Raw genomic sequence first — 13,251 nt, forward strand, 5'->3', positions numbered from 1 at the left:
AGGGCATGCTAACCCGGACGGACCGCCCAGGTCACTGTGATCCCGCACCCGTCAGCGCCCGCACCGAGAGGGCGTCGTAGCGCTCCCGGTCGGCCTTCTCGCGTCCCGCGAAGGTGCCGGCGACCGCGCAGGCGAAGCCGATCGGGATGGAGACGAGGCCCGGGTTCTCCAGCGGGAACAGGTGGAAGTCGACGCCCGCGGGGAACAGCGACAGGCTCTGCCCCGTCACGGGGTCGATCTTGCCGGACACGACGGGCGAGAAGAAGACCAGCACCAGCGACGCCACCAGCCCGCCGTAGATGCCCGCGACGACCCCGGCGGAGTTGAACCGGCGCCAGAACAGCGACAGCACGATCACCGGGACGTTCGCCGAGGCCGCCATCGCGAACGCCAGCGCCACCAGGAACGCCACGTTGAGGTCGCGGGCGACCACCGCCAGGACGATCGCCAGCGAGCCGACGAGGAACGAGGCGAACCGCGCGACCGCCACCTCCTGCGACTCGCGCGGGCGGCCGAGCATCAGCACCTGTCCGAAGTAGTCGTGCGCCAGCGACGTCGACGACGCCAGCACGAGCCCGGACACCACCGCGAGGATCGTCGCGAACGCCACCGCCCCGATGAACGCCAGCAGGACGTCCCCGCCGGCCCGTCCGCCGACGTGCTCCCCGACGGCCCGCGCGAGCTGCGGCACCGCGGTGTTGCCGGACGGGTCCTGCGCGACGATCGCGGACCGTCCCACCAGGGCCGCCGCACCGAAGCCGAGCGCGAGCGTCATCAGGTAGAAGACGCCGACGAGGCCGATCGCCCACGACACCGACGTGCGCGCGGCGCGCCCGTCCGGGACGGCGAAGAAGCGCGCGACGACGTGGGGCAGCCCCACCGTGCCGAGCACGAGGGCGAGCGCGAGGCTGATGAAGTCGAGCTTGTTGACCACGGTGCGGTAGGCGTCGCCCGGGACGTCCCGCCCGTACTGGAGCCCGGGGCGCAGGAACGCCTCGCCCTTCCCGCTCGCGTCGGCGGCCGACCCGAGCATCGCCCCCGGGTCGAACCCGAACCTGCCGAGCACCAGCCCCGCCAGCACCGCCGCCCCCGCCATCAGCAGCCCGGTCTTGATGATCTGCACCCAGGTGGTGGCCTTCATCCCGCCGAACGCCACGTAGAGGATCATCAGCGCGCCCACCACCACGATCGTGACGGTCTTGGCGGTGCCCGCGTCCATCCCGAGGAACCGCTCGCCGCGGTGGATGCCGAGCAGCAGCGACACCAGGGCACCGGCCCCGACCATCTGCGCGAGCAGGTAGAACACCGACACGGTCACGGTGGAGACGGCCGCGGCCCGCCGCACCGGCGCCTGCCGCCGCACCCGGCGCACCAGCACGTCCCCCATCGTGAACCGGCCCGCGTTGCGGACCAGTTCGACCAGCAGCAGCGCGAGCAGCCACGCCACCAGGAACCCGATCGAGTACAGGAACCCGTCGTACCCGTTCAGCGCGATGATCCCGGCGATGCCGAGGAAGGACGCGGCCGACATGTAGTCGCCGGCGAGCGCGACCCCGTTCTGCGGGCCGGTGAACGTCCGGCCGCCCGCGTAGAAGTCGTCGGCGCCGCGCGTGGTCGCCCGCGCCCACACCGTGATCCCCAGCGTGATCAGGACGAACGCCAGGAACAGGCCGAAGGTCAGGGTCCGCCCGGTCACCGCAGCTCACCGGCCAGCGGGTCGAGCCGGCGGCGCGCGTACGCCAGGTAGCCCCAGGTCAATGCGAACGTCGAGACGAACTGCAGCAGCCCCAGCAGCAGCGCGACGTTGATGTGCCCGGCGACCGTCCGCGCCATGAAGCCGCGCGCGAACGCGGCCAGCCCGACGAAGACGAGATACCACCCGAGGAACCCGGCCGTGACCACCACCGCCGCCCGCCGGAAACGCCTGCGCAGAAGCAGGAACCTGTCGTACCCCGCGACGGACGCGACTCTCCCCGCCATACGGTCTCCCCCTGACCTTCTGTTACTCTCCGCATCCTTTCAATCGCCCTATGAGATCAAAGTTTCGCCTGCCGCAAGCGGCGTTTGACGAGATCCGCATGGCCGCGGCCGGAGACGGCCAGAAGGCCGCCGCGGGGAGGCGGCGGCCGCGACGGCCCAGGTCAGGCGGAGGAGACGGGGACGGCGTCAGCGTTCGTAGCGCCGATGGCCGCGATCATGCCTGCGCCGGAAAGCCGCGACGATCACCACGCCGATCACCGCCAGGCCGATCTGGAAGACCAGTTCGATCCAGTCGATCCCGTTGGTCGTGGCCACACCGACCTGCTGCGCGACGGCCGTCCCGATGAGGGCGGCGACGATACCGACGATCACGGTCATGAGGACGCCGATGGGCTGGCGACCGGGCAGCAGCAGCCGGCCGAGCGCCCCGATGATCGCACCGATGACGATCGCGGTGATGATGCCTGTGATGTTCATGCCCCTGCCTGTGCCCATTCCGGGCGGGACGTCACCTGGCCGGGCCGTCCCCCATGGAGCGCAGGTCCTCGAAGGTCAGCGCCGGGCCGCCGAGCCCCTCCGGGCGGCCGGACTCTCCGGGGCGGCCGGCCCGCAGGCCGTCGATGATCAGGTCGAGGTGCCGGTGCGCCAGTTCCTCGGCCGTCTCCCGCGGCATCGGGCCCGGCAGCGGGCGCGACAGCCGCACGAGCAGCATCCCGATATCGCCGTGGGTGACGTCCGGACGCAGGTCGCCGTCCTTCTGGGCCGTGGCGACGAGTTCCTGCATGACGGTGACCCCGTCGTCGCGGGTGGCGACGATCTCCTCGTCGTCGAAGGGGATGTGGTCCAGCAGGACGGGGAACACGGCGCCGATGCGGATGTCCAGGACGCGGTGCATGTAGCGGACGAGGGCGGCGAAGGCGCTCGGCTCGTCGTCCCGCGCGCGCTTGACCTCGTCCCTGGTGCGCTCTAGCGCGTCCAAGGCGACGGCCCTCGTCAGCGCCTGCCGGTCGGGGAAGCGCCGGTAGAGCGTGGCGATGCCCGTGCCCGCGCGCCGCGAGACCTCCTCCAGCGGCGCACCCGGACCCTGTTCGACGAACACCTCACGGGCGGCGGCGAGGATCCGGTCGCGGTTGTCCCGCGCGTCGGCCCGCAGCGGCCGCTGCTTCGCACCCATGGCCCCAGCGTAGTGGAGGTCCATCCTCCGATTCCATTTTAGTCACTATAATTGACTATCAAGAAGCGTGACTATAGCTTCGACTGCGACGGCCCCGAGATGGCACCGGACTAAGTGGAGACAAAACCTCCAGTCAGTGTTACCGTGCGAGTAAGTGGAGAAAAAACCTCCGAAAGGAAGCCGCCATGGACACCGCCATCCGCACCCGCACCGCCGAGCCGCTGACCGTCGACGCCACCGGCGTGGCGGACGTCCGCGCCGCGATCCTCGCCTCCCGCGAGCGCGGGCTGCCGCTGACCGTCCAGGCCACCGGGCACGGCACGGTCGTCCCGCCGGACGAGGGGCTGCTGCTGAGGACGTCCCGCATGTCCCGCGTGCTCGTCGACCCGTCCCGCCGCGTCGCCCGCGCCGAGGCCGGCGCCCGCTGGAGCCACGTGATCGCCGCGGCCGCGCCGCTCGGCCTGTCGCCGCTGTCGGGCTCGCACGCCTCCGTCGGCGTCGCCGGCTACACCCTCGGCGGCGGCGTCGGCTGGCTGTCGCGCCGGTTCGGATTCGCCGCCGACCACCTGCTGCGCGCCGAACTCGTCACCGCCGACGGCCGGCACCTCGCCGCCGACGCCGACCACCACCCCGACCTGTTCTGGGCGCTGCGCGGCGGCAGCGGCAACTTCGGCGTCGTCACGTCGCTGGAGTTCCGGCTCCACCCCGTCTCGACGGTCTACGCGGGGGTCGCGCTGTTCCCCGCCGAACGCGCCGCCGACGTTCTCACCCGTTTCCGGGACGAGGCGCCCACGCGTCCCGACTCGCTCACGGTCTCCGTGGCGCTGACGAACCACGCGGACCACGGGCGGGTCGTCGCCGTCCGCGGCGTCTACGCGGGACCCGCCGAAGACGGCGCGCGCGCGTTGCGTTCCCTACTGGAGGCCGCGGGCCCGCCGCTGCACGACGACTTCCGGACGATGCCCTACGCCGAGACCGAGTCGCTGGGCGGCACGGCGCCCCTGCACTTCCACCTCTACGACGACCTGCCCGACGCCCTCATCTCCGCTATCGCCCACAGCGGCGCGTCCGGGATCGAGGTCCGGCACTGGGGCGGCGCCATGGCCAGTCCCGCCTCGGACGCCGGCCCGGTCGGGCACCGGGACGTCCCGTTCTCCCTCACCATCGACGGCTCCCCGGCAGACGCCGCACCGCTCGCCGCCCATGCGACCGGCGGCTCGTTCCTGAACTTCCTGCACGACCCGTCCAGGACGGCCACCGCCTACACCCCCGAGAACCTCCGGCGGCTGCGCGAGGTCAAGAGGGCCTACGACCCGCAGAACGTGTTCCACCGCAACCACAACATCCGGCCCGCCTGAGCAAGGGAGCTACCTACGTATGACCCGCATCGGCACGGGCCCGGCAGGACGGAACGTGATCTCCGCCCGGCTGGGCACGGGCACGCCCGGCACCAGGTCGAGCCGGTGCGTGCGGGCGATGGTGGCGAGGACCAGGGTCGCCTCCAGCATCGCGAAACCGGCGCCCACGCAGATGCGGCGCCCGCCGCCGAACGGCAGGTACGCGTACCGGGGGTGCTTCTGCTCTCCCATGAAGCGCTCCGGCTGGAAGCCCTCCGGATTGGGCCAGACGTCGGCGTTGCGATGGATCAGGTAGGGCGGAACGGCGATCGTCGAGCCGGCCGGCACCTCCACCCCGGCGACGTCGTCGTCTTGCAGGGCATCGCGTTCGATGGTCCAGGCGGGCGGGCAGAGCCGCATCGCCTCCGACAGGACGGCCTTCGTCCACGGCAACTGGTCGACGTCCTCGGCCTTCGGCTCCCTGCCGCCGAGGACCTCGTCCACCTCGTCCTCCAGGCGGTCCCGGGCCGCCGGGTACTTCGACAGGAGCATGAACGTCCAGGCGAGCGAGGCCGCCGTGGTCTCGTGCCCGGCGAGCAGCAGCGTCAGGACCTCGTCGCGCAGCTCCGCCTCGGTGAACCGGCCGCTCTCTTCTAGGAGATTCAGCAATTCGCCGCCGGACGAGCCCCCGACGACCCGTTGCACCATCCCGTCCAGGTACTCCAGCGCGCTCCCAAGGCCCGGTACCCGCTGATACACCGCGCGCTTAGCGGTCACCCCTGGCATGAAGGTCCCGACCACGGCACCGCGTTGGAGCGCCTCAAGCGCCCGCCCCGTCCTCTCGGCCTCCCCTTCGAGCTGGCTGCCGAACAGGGCCCGCCCCACGATGCCCAACGTGAGCCGACGCAGTTCCCCTGCCGCGTCCAGGGTCACGTCGTCGGGCCACCGTCCGACGACCTGAGCAGCCGTCTCGACCATCTGCGGCGCGAATCCGCTGACATGCCGGTGCGCGAAGACCGGCTGCACGACCCGCCGGTGCTGCCGCCAGATATCGCCTTCGCTCGTCAGGAGCCCGTCCCCGAGGACGGCCCGGAGCGGCCGATACGTGAACGCCTTGACGTAGTTGTCCTGGTTGGCGACCAGAATCCGTTCGGCGTGTTCGGGACGCGAGAGCAGGAAGAACGCCCGGTTCCGTCCGAACGGCACCCGGACGGCGTCCCCATAACGTCTGGCGAGGGCGTTGTACGTGTCGAGCGGATTCCGGGCCATCCGCCCCCACCACCGGAAAGCCTCGACCGCCCCTGGCCCCCGCACACCCCGTTGGTCCATACCTCAACCGTAGGAACCGCCCGAATCCCCGACAACCCATGCGGGGCTCCCCATCACGGGTGAGGGCACGGATGGCTCACGCGCCCGATGCGCGCTCGGCCCGCCGCTTCCTATCGTCCCGTCCATGATCAGAAGAAACGGAGTACGCGCGACGGCGATCGCCCTGGCCTTGGCGGTCACGGCCTCGGCCTCCCCGGCGGAGGCGACCGGCCCCGTCCGCCTGCGGCAGGTGGTGGAAAGCCTCAGCGGCCCGGACGGCGCTCCCGGCGCACTCGTGGAGTTCCACGACCGGCACGGCAGCGTGACGGCCACCGGCGGGGTCGCCGACATCAGGACGGGCGCGCCGGTGGACCCCCGCAGCCGCTTCCGGATCGGCAGCCTGACGAAGCCGTTCGTCGCGACCGTCGTCCTGCAGCTCGTCGGCGAGGGCCGCGTCGACCTGGACGCCCCGGTCGAGCGGTACCTGCCCGGCGTGGTGCGCGGCGCGGACAACGACGGGCGGGAGATCACCGTCCGCCAGCTGCTCCAGCACACCAGCGGACTGCCGGACGTCCTGGACTACATGTCGCCACTGGAGATCCTCAAGGACCCGCTCCGGCACTGGGAGCCGCGGGAGCTGCTGGACATCGCCCTCCCGCACCAGCGGGAGTTCAAGCCGGGCGACGGCTGGGGGTACTCCAACACCAACTACCTCGTGGCCGGGATGATCATCGAGAGCGTGACCGGGCATCCGTACGGCAAGGAGATCCGCCGCCGCGTGATCGGTCCGCTGGGACTGCACGACACCTTCGTCCCGACGGACGCTCCCGGCATCCCGGGCCCGCACCCCCACGGGTACGTGCGGCCGGAATCCGAACCGGTGGACATCACCCGCCTCAACCCGACCGTGGCCGGAGCCGGAGGCGGCATGATCTCCAGCGCCTCGGACCTCGACCGCTTCATGTCGGCCCTCCTCCGGGGACGCCTGCTGAAGCCGGCCCAGATGCGGGAAATGCTGGCGACCCGTCCCACCGGACGCACCTCACACTCCGAGTACGGCTTGGGGCTGGAGTGGATTCCCGGCAAGAACTCGTCCACCTGCAAGGACGGCTTCTGGGGACACGACGGCGACATGCTCGGCTTCAGCGTCCGCACAGGCGCCACGACGGACGGCAGGCAGGCCACCGTCATGGTCAACCTCAACCCGGGCGGCGGCCCCACCCTGGACAAGGCCATGGAGGAAGCCCTCCCGGCCGCCCTGTGCGGCCCCTGACCCTCCGGCCATCGAGCTACGCACAGTGAAGCACCGCGTGACCGCTCCCCGCTTATCAGGCAACGCACCACCAGCAAAGAGCCACGGAAAGTAATCATGTGACCGCATAAGGCCACCACTGCAATCTGGTGCACTTCTCACTCTCCGTGCAAATGTAGTCGCGCGGCGTCACTCTTGCCGCACAACGATTCACACGAAACGGAGATCCCCCCAATGGCGAACTGGAAAGCGCGCCTACTGATATCCGCGACGGCCCTGGCCACCTGCGCGACCGTGACCGGCTCCGCCGTCTCGACGGCCGCGCAGGCCGCCGCCCCGGCCCAGGCGGACCTGCCGCCCGGCGTCGTCCAGCTCAACGACGGCGAGGCCTGCCCCCCGGCCACCCTCTGCCTCTACCGCGACTACAACCGGCAGGGCCCGGCCTACGGCATCGGCGCCGGCTACAGGGTCGCCCTCATGGACCTGCCCATGGGCGACGACACGGCCGCCAACAACGTCTCCTCCTGGATCAACAACACCCACGACGTGGCCATACTGATCGACGCGGAAGAGGGCAAGGCCCGTCCGCTTCCCCCCGGCCACCCCCTGGAGGAGCCGGAGTCCGACAACGACACCGTCGACCTGGTCGCCTGGGGCTGACACACGACTCGGCCCCCGCTCCGAACCGCCGTCCGGCCGGCCTCCCCAACCGGCCGGACGGCCTTGGACGATCGGCGGCCGGCGCGGCATCAGGTGCGAACCCGAAAGAGCCACAATGCTCGGATGACCCGACCCAGGATCCGTGTCGCCGCCTACGTGATCAGACATGGGGCCGTCCCCGAACTCCTCGTCTTCGACCACGTTGGCATGCCGCAAGCCGGTACGCAGGTCCCCGCCGGCGGCGTCCGTCCCGGCGAGGACCTGGAACAGGCCGTCTTGCGCGAGGTCGTCGAAGAGACCGGCCTGCACACCGTCTCCGTGGTCGAGCAGATCGCCGTGGACACCAGGCCCGACCCCGCGACCCATCGGCCGCGCAGGACCACGTACTTCCACCTTCAGGCACCCGCGACCACGGAAGACGCGTGGAGCCATGCCGTAAGCGGCGATGGGGACGACGCCGGGCTGACCTTCGCCTGCCGCTTCCTGCCGCTGCCCCTGGACCAGCCCCTGGCGGATGACCAAGACGCCTGGCTCAACCGTATCGACCCCCACTGGACCACCAAGGCCGACGACCAGCAGTAGATGCCACGGGCTTCGTCGCGGCCGCCGAGGATTGTCGAGCGCTCTGCGCCATGTCAGGTTGGTGCTGTGGGGATCCCCGGACCTGATGGAGTTGGGTCGATGGCACAGAGTGACGAAGCGGGCGGGCGCTCTCTTCACTATCGCGCCTACCTGCCGCCATACATTGCCGCGCTCATCACAGTCGTAGTGGCGTCTGCCCTGTTTCCGCTGTATTGGCTGGCCACGCAAGCGGGAACTCCGTCCTACCTGGCTTCGCCGATTGTGGTCAGTGTGGCGGTCCTCGTCCCGAGCGTCCTCCTCGCACGGGACGTCGTACTGACGAACGATGGCCGTCTGACGGTCACCGGACTTGGGCAGCACATCGAGGTGGAGGTGCGGCGTTTCACCGAGATCGGCCTTTCCGCAGGCGCCCGCAGAGGATTCGGCTTCGCGCGGGTCCGCTGGAACGACGGAGGGTTCCGGATCTGGCAGACCATGACCTACCTCCCCGACCCGCGTCACAGGTTCCGCGGCACCCGCCCCTCCAGAGGCGTCACTGAGGACTTCCGAGGCCTGGTGTACCGCCTGCACCTGATCAACCCAGAAGTGGAGATCCGCGGCATCGAACCACCGGCCTGGGCTCCTACTCCCGCCCCGCCATCCGCAGCCGACCGGTAAGCGGTACACCCGGCGCAGAGCCCCTCGCCTGTACCCCCTGGGAGCGCGCCAAGTTCGGTTCAGCGGGTTCGTGCCGGTGGCACCCTCTCGCCCACGGCGCCCGAGGCCTCCAAGCGGACGACAGTCGGGCCGCGCTCGCACTCCCACGTGGTGACATTGGCGAAAGTCGTCTCCCCGTGCCGCCAGAGGCCCCCGTCCTGATGGATGTGACCGAACAGGTGCAGCTTGGGACGGATCTGCCGCACCCGGACCAACAGGTCCTCGCACCCGTGGCGTCCGGGATAGGCGTTCGCGTCACCGATTCCGAGCGGAGGCCCGTGCGTCACGAGGACGTCGACGCCGTCCGGAATCATCGCCCATTTCTCGGCGAGCGGACGTCCTCGGGGAAGATTGAACGCCCACTCGTTGAACTCCGGCTGCCAGGGACTGCCCCAGAACGTGACGCCGTCGATCTCTGTTCCGCTGTCCTCCAGATAGCGGATGCCGCGGTCGGCCAGGACGGCCCGAGCCCGTCCGGGCTCGTCCAGGAACATCCAGTCGTGGTTGCCTGCGACGACGACCTTCGTCCGATGCGGAAGGTCCTGAATCCAGTCCGCGGCGTCCTCGAGTTCTCTGAGGTCCTTGCCGCGCCGGCACAGGTCACCGGCGTGCACAAAGACGTCCCCCTCGGGAACAGCGAGCTCGCGATGATAGGTGTGCGTATCGGCAACCGCGACAATCCGCATAAGGCCAGCGTACTGAGCCCCCGTACCACCCTTGAAGACATGAGCACGAGGTCCGGACCTGGACAGCCTGGCTGGACCCTGTCATGGCTGAGGTCACGGGCGATCCGCCACGTCCGCGGCGAGCACGCCTACCGCCCCAGGCACCTTCTCGTACACGTTCTCAAAGCTCACCTGGCACTCGGGGCGCGGTTACTCGGCGGCCCACTGTTCAGGCGAAACCAGCTCTCTGGGACAAGCTCGAGCAATCGTCCGGTTCACCGCAGTGGAGCCATTGCCCGGTATAGGTCAGGTCTCACTATCGGCACTATCGGCTTGGGCACGTCCGCACTGCTGTCCGTTGCATGCGGCGCGGTGGCGTGACCACAGACAGGCAGTAAGTAATCCCTGGCCTGGGAATAGATGCCCCACGAACACGATCGGGACCGTCCGTTCCGTAATTCTTCCGCGTCGGTCTTCCGCGCTGGGATGATCGGGACATGCCCACGGAGTACCTTTATCACGGCGGGACCCTCTATGAACTGTTGTCCTACTACTCCCTGCCCGACGATGCCTGGAGCATCGAACTGACCGATATGAGCAGTGACGGCGGACTGCTGGTCCATGTGCTGGTGCCGGATGAGGACCTGGAGCGCCCGTGCGAGGTGGTGATGACGGACGCGTCACACATACCCGAAGATGTGCTGCGGCCTCTGCTTCTGGAGGTAGCGGAGAGCGCCCGGCATGCAGGAGCGACTTTCGTACGTGACCAGCAGGAGCCACCCGCTTGAGCATCCCGTCTGCCGCCGGCCCGCGCACCGCAGCAGACGAACTGCCCATCCGCAGGGTGCTCCCGCGCGAACGGCGCGCAACCCTTGATAGATCGCTCCGCGCGGGAATGCCCTCCGACTCAGGATGGGTCTGGGAACCACGGGGTTGCCCAGTAGCGCACGCTGAACCACTCCCCCGGGCGGCCCATGACGAACCGCAATGGTCTTCGGGCACGGCGTGGCCTTGGCGCTAATTGGTGAACGGGCTTCGACGCAACGGCGCTGGCTCGTCCTGGCGGCGGCGCGGACTCCGTGACCGCTGGCGACTGATGGACGGGGCAGCGGTGGACGATGCCCACCCCCACGGGCCCGTTCGGTGACCGGCACCCCCACCGCACGCACCGGAGAGGCCTGGCCAACTGGACGCGCTCGCGGCGGGCGAGTTCAAGCACTCCGACCCGGTTCTGCGCAGCATCGCGCGACGAGGCCCCGCGTCCCCACTGCCCGGCGCGGGACCACCCAGCGGCCGGAAGACGCGCCTTGCGCTCGGAAGCCGACGGGATCGTGGGCTGATCTTACGCTCCGAGATGGGCACGCCTACCGCCCCAGACAACTTCTCCCCCCGCGTTCTCCAAGCTCGCCAAGCGGGTGGGACTCGCTCATTGGCATCCGCATGAGCTGCGGCAATCGGGGGCTTCGCTGATGCCGGCGCCGGGGACGCCCCTTCACGTGGTCCCGGAGATCCTCGGGCACAAGGGCATCACCGTCACGAAGGACGTGCAGAGTTGATCAGCAGAGACCTTCACGGCCTTACGTCTCGTCCATATTCACCGGCGGGGATTCGCACGCCTCCACGCGTGCGCACGACCGGCGGGCCCAGTCAGGTGAGGAGGTTCGCGAGCTGGGCCATTTCGGCGGGTGGGTCGATCACTGGCTGGATGAGAAGTTCGTCGACGCCGGCCTGTTCCAGAGTGGTGATGCGGGTGAGGAGGTCGGCGCGGGTGCCGACAAGGGCCAGGGTGTTCATCAGCGGAGGCAGGACCAGGTCCCGATCCTGCGGTGCGATGCGTCCGAGGTAGTTGGGGTAGAGCTTGGTGTGCCTGTCCGGCGCGGTGGCGGTGGTGCCGCGCCGGTCGAGGAATCGCCGCACCGCCTCGCGTTCCGCGGGACCGAGCCGCTCGGCGAAGGCGGGTGTGTCGGCGGCGAAGGCCAGCAGCGACAGGACGAGGTGGCCCGTCGCGTCCCGGGCCGCGTCGCCGTGCGGGTCCTCGTCCTCGTCGAGTACGTGGAGCGCGGTGACCACATAGGAGTTCACTCGGGAGTCAGGGTCGCGGGGCGCCACCGGCGTGCGGCGGGCGTCGTGCAACGCTCGCCACGCGGCGGGGTCCAGCAGGCCGAAGGAGATGAGGCCGGCGCCGCGGCGGCCGGCGACGGCGGCGGCCTTCGGTCCGCCCTGCGCGGCGACGACGAACTCGATCGGGTCGGCGGTGTTCACGTGCGCCCCGGCGTGCAGGAACCGGATGTCGCGACGCCGGTCGCCTTCGCGGTATTCGGTCGGGTGCCCGGCGCACAGGTCCTGCAGTGCGGCGGTGAAGTTCTCCAGCGTGGCCGCCGTGGTCGGCCGCATCCCCAGGGTGCGCCGGGCGGTGTTCCCTGTGCCGACTCCGCAGATGATCCGGCTCGGCGCCAGGGCGTTGAGGCTGGCGAGCCCGCTGGCGGCGGCCGGAGCCGAGCGCAGCGCCGGTGAGGTCACGCCGATGCCGAGCCTGATGCGGCTGGTGGCTTTCGCGCACAGTCCCAGGGCGATGAAAGGGTCACCGTGGACCATAGGGGTGTCGTTGACCCAGAAGCTGTCCAAGCCCAACTCCTCGGCCCGCACGGCGAGCTCCTCCACGCCGGGGTGGGCGGCGACCACGACGCCTGCACGCATCAAACCCCCAAAGTCGAACTCGCCCAGTGTGACGGCTCAACAGCTCTGCATGGATCCCCGTACCCAGCGCTGCACGCCAAGGAGCACACCACCACTCGGTCGGGAGCGTCCGATTCGGTCATCTCCCAGGGCTCGCAGGGACGGCGCATCCGGCGCCGTGACCAGCAAGCGCCCGCGACCCGTCAGTTCTTTAGCGCAATTTGGCAGCACCAATGCCGAGAAATGGCACCTTAGCGGCCACGATAATGCGCCGGTCAATAGATGGGCTGCGACTTGGTTGCACTGCATAGTGTGCCGTTTGTCGGGGGAATTCTGCCAACGAAGTACGGATACTGTCACCCACATGGGAAGGAGACTTTCGTGACGACGACAGCAGAGCGGGCCCCGTCCGTCGAGGAGGGCGAAGGCGAGGAGCGCGCGATCGAGGCGGTCCTGCTCGCTGCGCTTGCTTCCCGTCGTGAGGAGGCCGCCGAGCCCGCGATCGAGCACCCGCTGTTGCTCGCCGCCCTCATGCGCCGCCGGGAACAGGGCGAGGGCATCATCGAGCACCCACTCCTTCTCGCCGCTCTAATGCGCCGCCGCGAAGAGGACGGTGAGGGCATCATCGAGCACCCACTGCTCCTTGCCGCCCTCATGCGCCGCCGGGAACAGGGCGGGGAAAGCATCATCGAGCACCCGCTCCTCCTTGCCGCTCTCATGCGTCGAAGGCAGCAGCGCGGGGAAAGCATCATCGAGCACCCACTGCTGCTCGCCGCCCTCATGCGCCGTAGGCAGCAGCGCGGGGAAAGCATCATCGAGCACCCAGTACTGCTCGCCGCCCTCATGCGCCGCCGGGAACAGGACGGGGAGGGCATCATCGAGCACCCGCTCCTGCTCGCCGCGCTCGCGAAGCGCTGACAA

At 69.8% G+C, this 13,251-nt stretch carries 14 protein-coding genes and 1 pseudogene; 8 read left to right on the forward strand and 7 right to left on the reverse strand.

Annotated elements, in window-relative coordinates; translation table 11 throughout:
- Window positions 1-31: 31 nt before the first annotated feature.
- The 4 genes from K4S16_RS32770 to K4S16_RS32785 all read right to left on the reverse strand — a co-directional run bounded on the left by K4S16_RS32770 (window position 32) and on the right by K4S16_RS32785 (window position 3,154).
- Window positions 32-1,696: a cation acetate symporter gene (locus K4S16_RS32770; RefSeq protein ID WP_149262949.1), complete on the reverse strand. Its 1,665-nt coding sequence runs from the start codon at window positions 1,694-1,696 to the stop codon at window positions 32-34.
- Window positions 1,693-1,980: a DUF485 domain-containing protein gene (locus K4S16_RS32775; RefSeq protein ID WP_149262950.1), complete on the reverse strand. Its 288-nt coding sequence runs from the start codon at window positions 1,978-1,980 to the stop codon at window positions 1,693-1,695. Before K4S16_RS32775 ends, K4S16_RS32770 begins: the two co-directional genes overlap by 4 nt.
- Window positions 1,981-2,166: 186 nt before the next feature.
- On the reverse strand, window positions 2,167-2,457 hold the full coding sequence (locus K4S16_RS32780; protein WP_149262951.1) for a GlsB/YeaQ/YmgE family stress response membrane protein: 291 nt from the start codon (window positions 2,455-2,457) through the stop codon (window positions 2,167-2,169).
- Between the two features lie 31 nt (window positions 2,458-2,488).
- Window positions 2,489-3,154 carry a TetR/AcrR family transcriptional regulator gene (locus K4S16_RS32785; protein ID WP_160161109.1) on the reverse strand — a complete coding sequence of 222 codons (666 nt, stop codon included), beginning with the start codon at window positions 3,152-3,154 and terminating at the stop codon, window positions 2,489-2,491.
- A gap of 185 nt (window positions 3,155-3,339) precedes the next feature.
- On the opposite strand from K4S16_RS32785, the gene K4S16_RS32790 reads away from it, so the two are divergent.
- The gene (locus tag K4S16_RS32790) at window positions 3,340-4,512 is read left to right on the forward strand and encodes an FAD-binding oxidoreductase (RefSeq protein ID WP_149262953.1); all 1,173 of its coding nucleotides are present in this window, start codon (window positions 3,340-3,342) and stop codon (window positions 4,510-4,512) included.
- A 9-nt stretch (window positions 4,513-4,521) separates the two neighbouring features.
- Here K4S16_RS32790 and K4S16_RS32795 read toward each other — a convergent pair whose 3' ends face one another.
- Complete coding sequence (locus K4S16_RS32795; protein WP_160161110.1) at window positions 4,522-5,760, reverse strand: cytochrome P450; 1,239 nt, start codon at window positions 5,758-5,760, stop codon at window positions 4,522-4,524.
- Between the two features lie 184 nt (window positions 5,761-5,944).
- Here K4S16_RS32795 and K4S16_RS32800 point away from each other — a divergent pair, with 184 nt between their 5' ends.
- From K4S16_RS32800 to K4S16_RS32815, 4 genes are all read left to right on the forward strand, one after another.
- Complete coding sequence (locus tag K4S16_RS32800) at window positions 5,945-7,072, forward strand: serine hydrolase (protein WP_149262955.1); 1,128 nt, start codon at window positions 5,945-5,947, stop codon at window positions 7,070-7,072.
- Window positions 7,073-7,285: 213 nt separating this feature from the next.
- Window positions 7,286-7,711, forward strand: coding sequence for a peptidase inhibitor family I36 protein (locus K4S16_RS32805; RefSeq protein WP_149262956.1), 426 nt, complete (start codon window positions 7,286-7,288; stop codon window positions 7,709-7,711).
- 123 nt (window positions 7,712-7,834) lie between these two features.
- Window positions 7,835-8,293: an NUDIX domain-containing protein gene (locus K4S16_RS32810; protein ID WP_149262957.1), complete on the forward strand. Its 459-nt coding sequence runs from the start codon at window positions 7,835-7,837 to the stop codon at window positions 8,291-8,293.
- Between the two features lie 99 nt (window positions 8,294-8,392).
- Complete coding sequence (locus K4S16_RS32815; RefSeq protein ID WP_149262958.1) at window positions 8,393-8,950, forward strand: hypothetical protein; 558 nt, start codon at window positions 8,393-8,395, stop codon at window positions 8,948-8,950.
- A 59-nt stretch (window positions 8,951-9,009) separates the two neighbouring features.
- On the opposite strand, the gene K4S16_RS32820 is transcribed toward K4S16_RS32815, so the two are convergent.
- Window positions 9,010-9,675: a metallophosphatase domain-containing protein gene (locus tag K4S16_RS32820; RefSeq protein WP_149262959.1), complete on the reverse strand. Its 666-nt coding sequence runs from the start codon at window positions 9,673-9,675 to the stop codon at window positions 9,010-9,012.
- A 476-nt stretch (window positions 9,676-10,151) separates the two neighbouring features.
- Here K4S16_RS32820 and K4S16_RS32825 point away from each other — a divergent pair, with 476 nt between their 5' ends.
- Together K4S16_RS32825 and K4S16_RS47005 are read left to right on the forward strand one after the other, a co-directional pair.
- On the forward strand, window positions 10,152-10,442 hold the full coding sequence (locus K4S16_RS32825) for a hypothetical protein (RefSeq protein ID WP_149262960.1): 291 nt from the start codon (window positions 10,152-10,154) through the stop codon (window positions 10,440-10,442).
- 615 nt (window positions 10,443-11,057) lie between these two features.
- Window positions 11,058-11,210 (forward strand): annotated as a pseudogene (locus K4S16_RS47005) (tyrosine-type recombinase/integrase); the annotation flags it as partial.
- A gap of 91 nt (window positions 11,211-11,301) precedes the next feature.
- Here K4S16_RS47005 and K4S16_RS32835 read toward each other — a convergent pair.
- Complete coding sequence (locus K4S16_RS32835; RefSeq protein ID WP_149262962.1) at window positions 11,302-12,351, reverse strand: LLM class flavin-dependent oxidoreductase; 1,050 nt, start codon at window positions 12,349-12,351, stop codon at window positions 11,302-11,304.
- Between the two features lie 360 nt (window positions 12,352-12,711).
- On the opposite strand from K4S16_RS32835, the gene K4S16_RS32840 reads away from it, so the two are divergent.
- Entirely contained in the window at window positions 12,712-13,248 is a 537-nt protein-coding gene (locus tag K4S16_RS32840; protein WP_149262963.1) for a hypothetical protein, read from the forward strand.
- Window positions 13,249-13,251 lie beyond the last annotated feature (3 nt).

Origin of the sequence: Actinomadura sp. K4S16, assembly GCF_008327685.1 — a bacterium.
Lineage (GTDB): Bacteria > Actinomycetota > Actinomycetes > Streptosporangiales > Streptosporangiaceae > Spirillospora.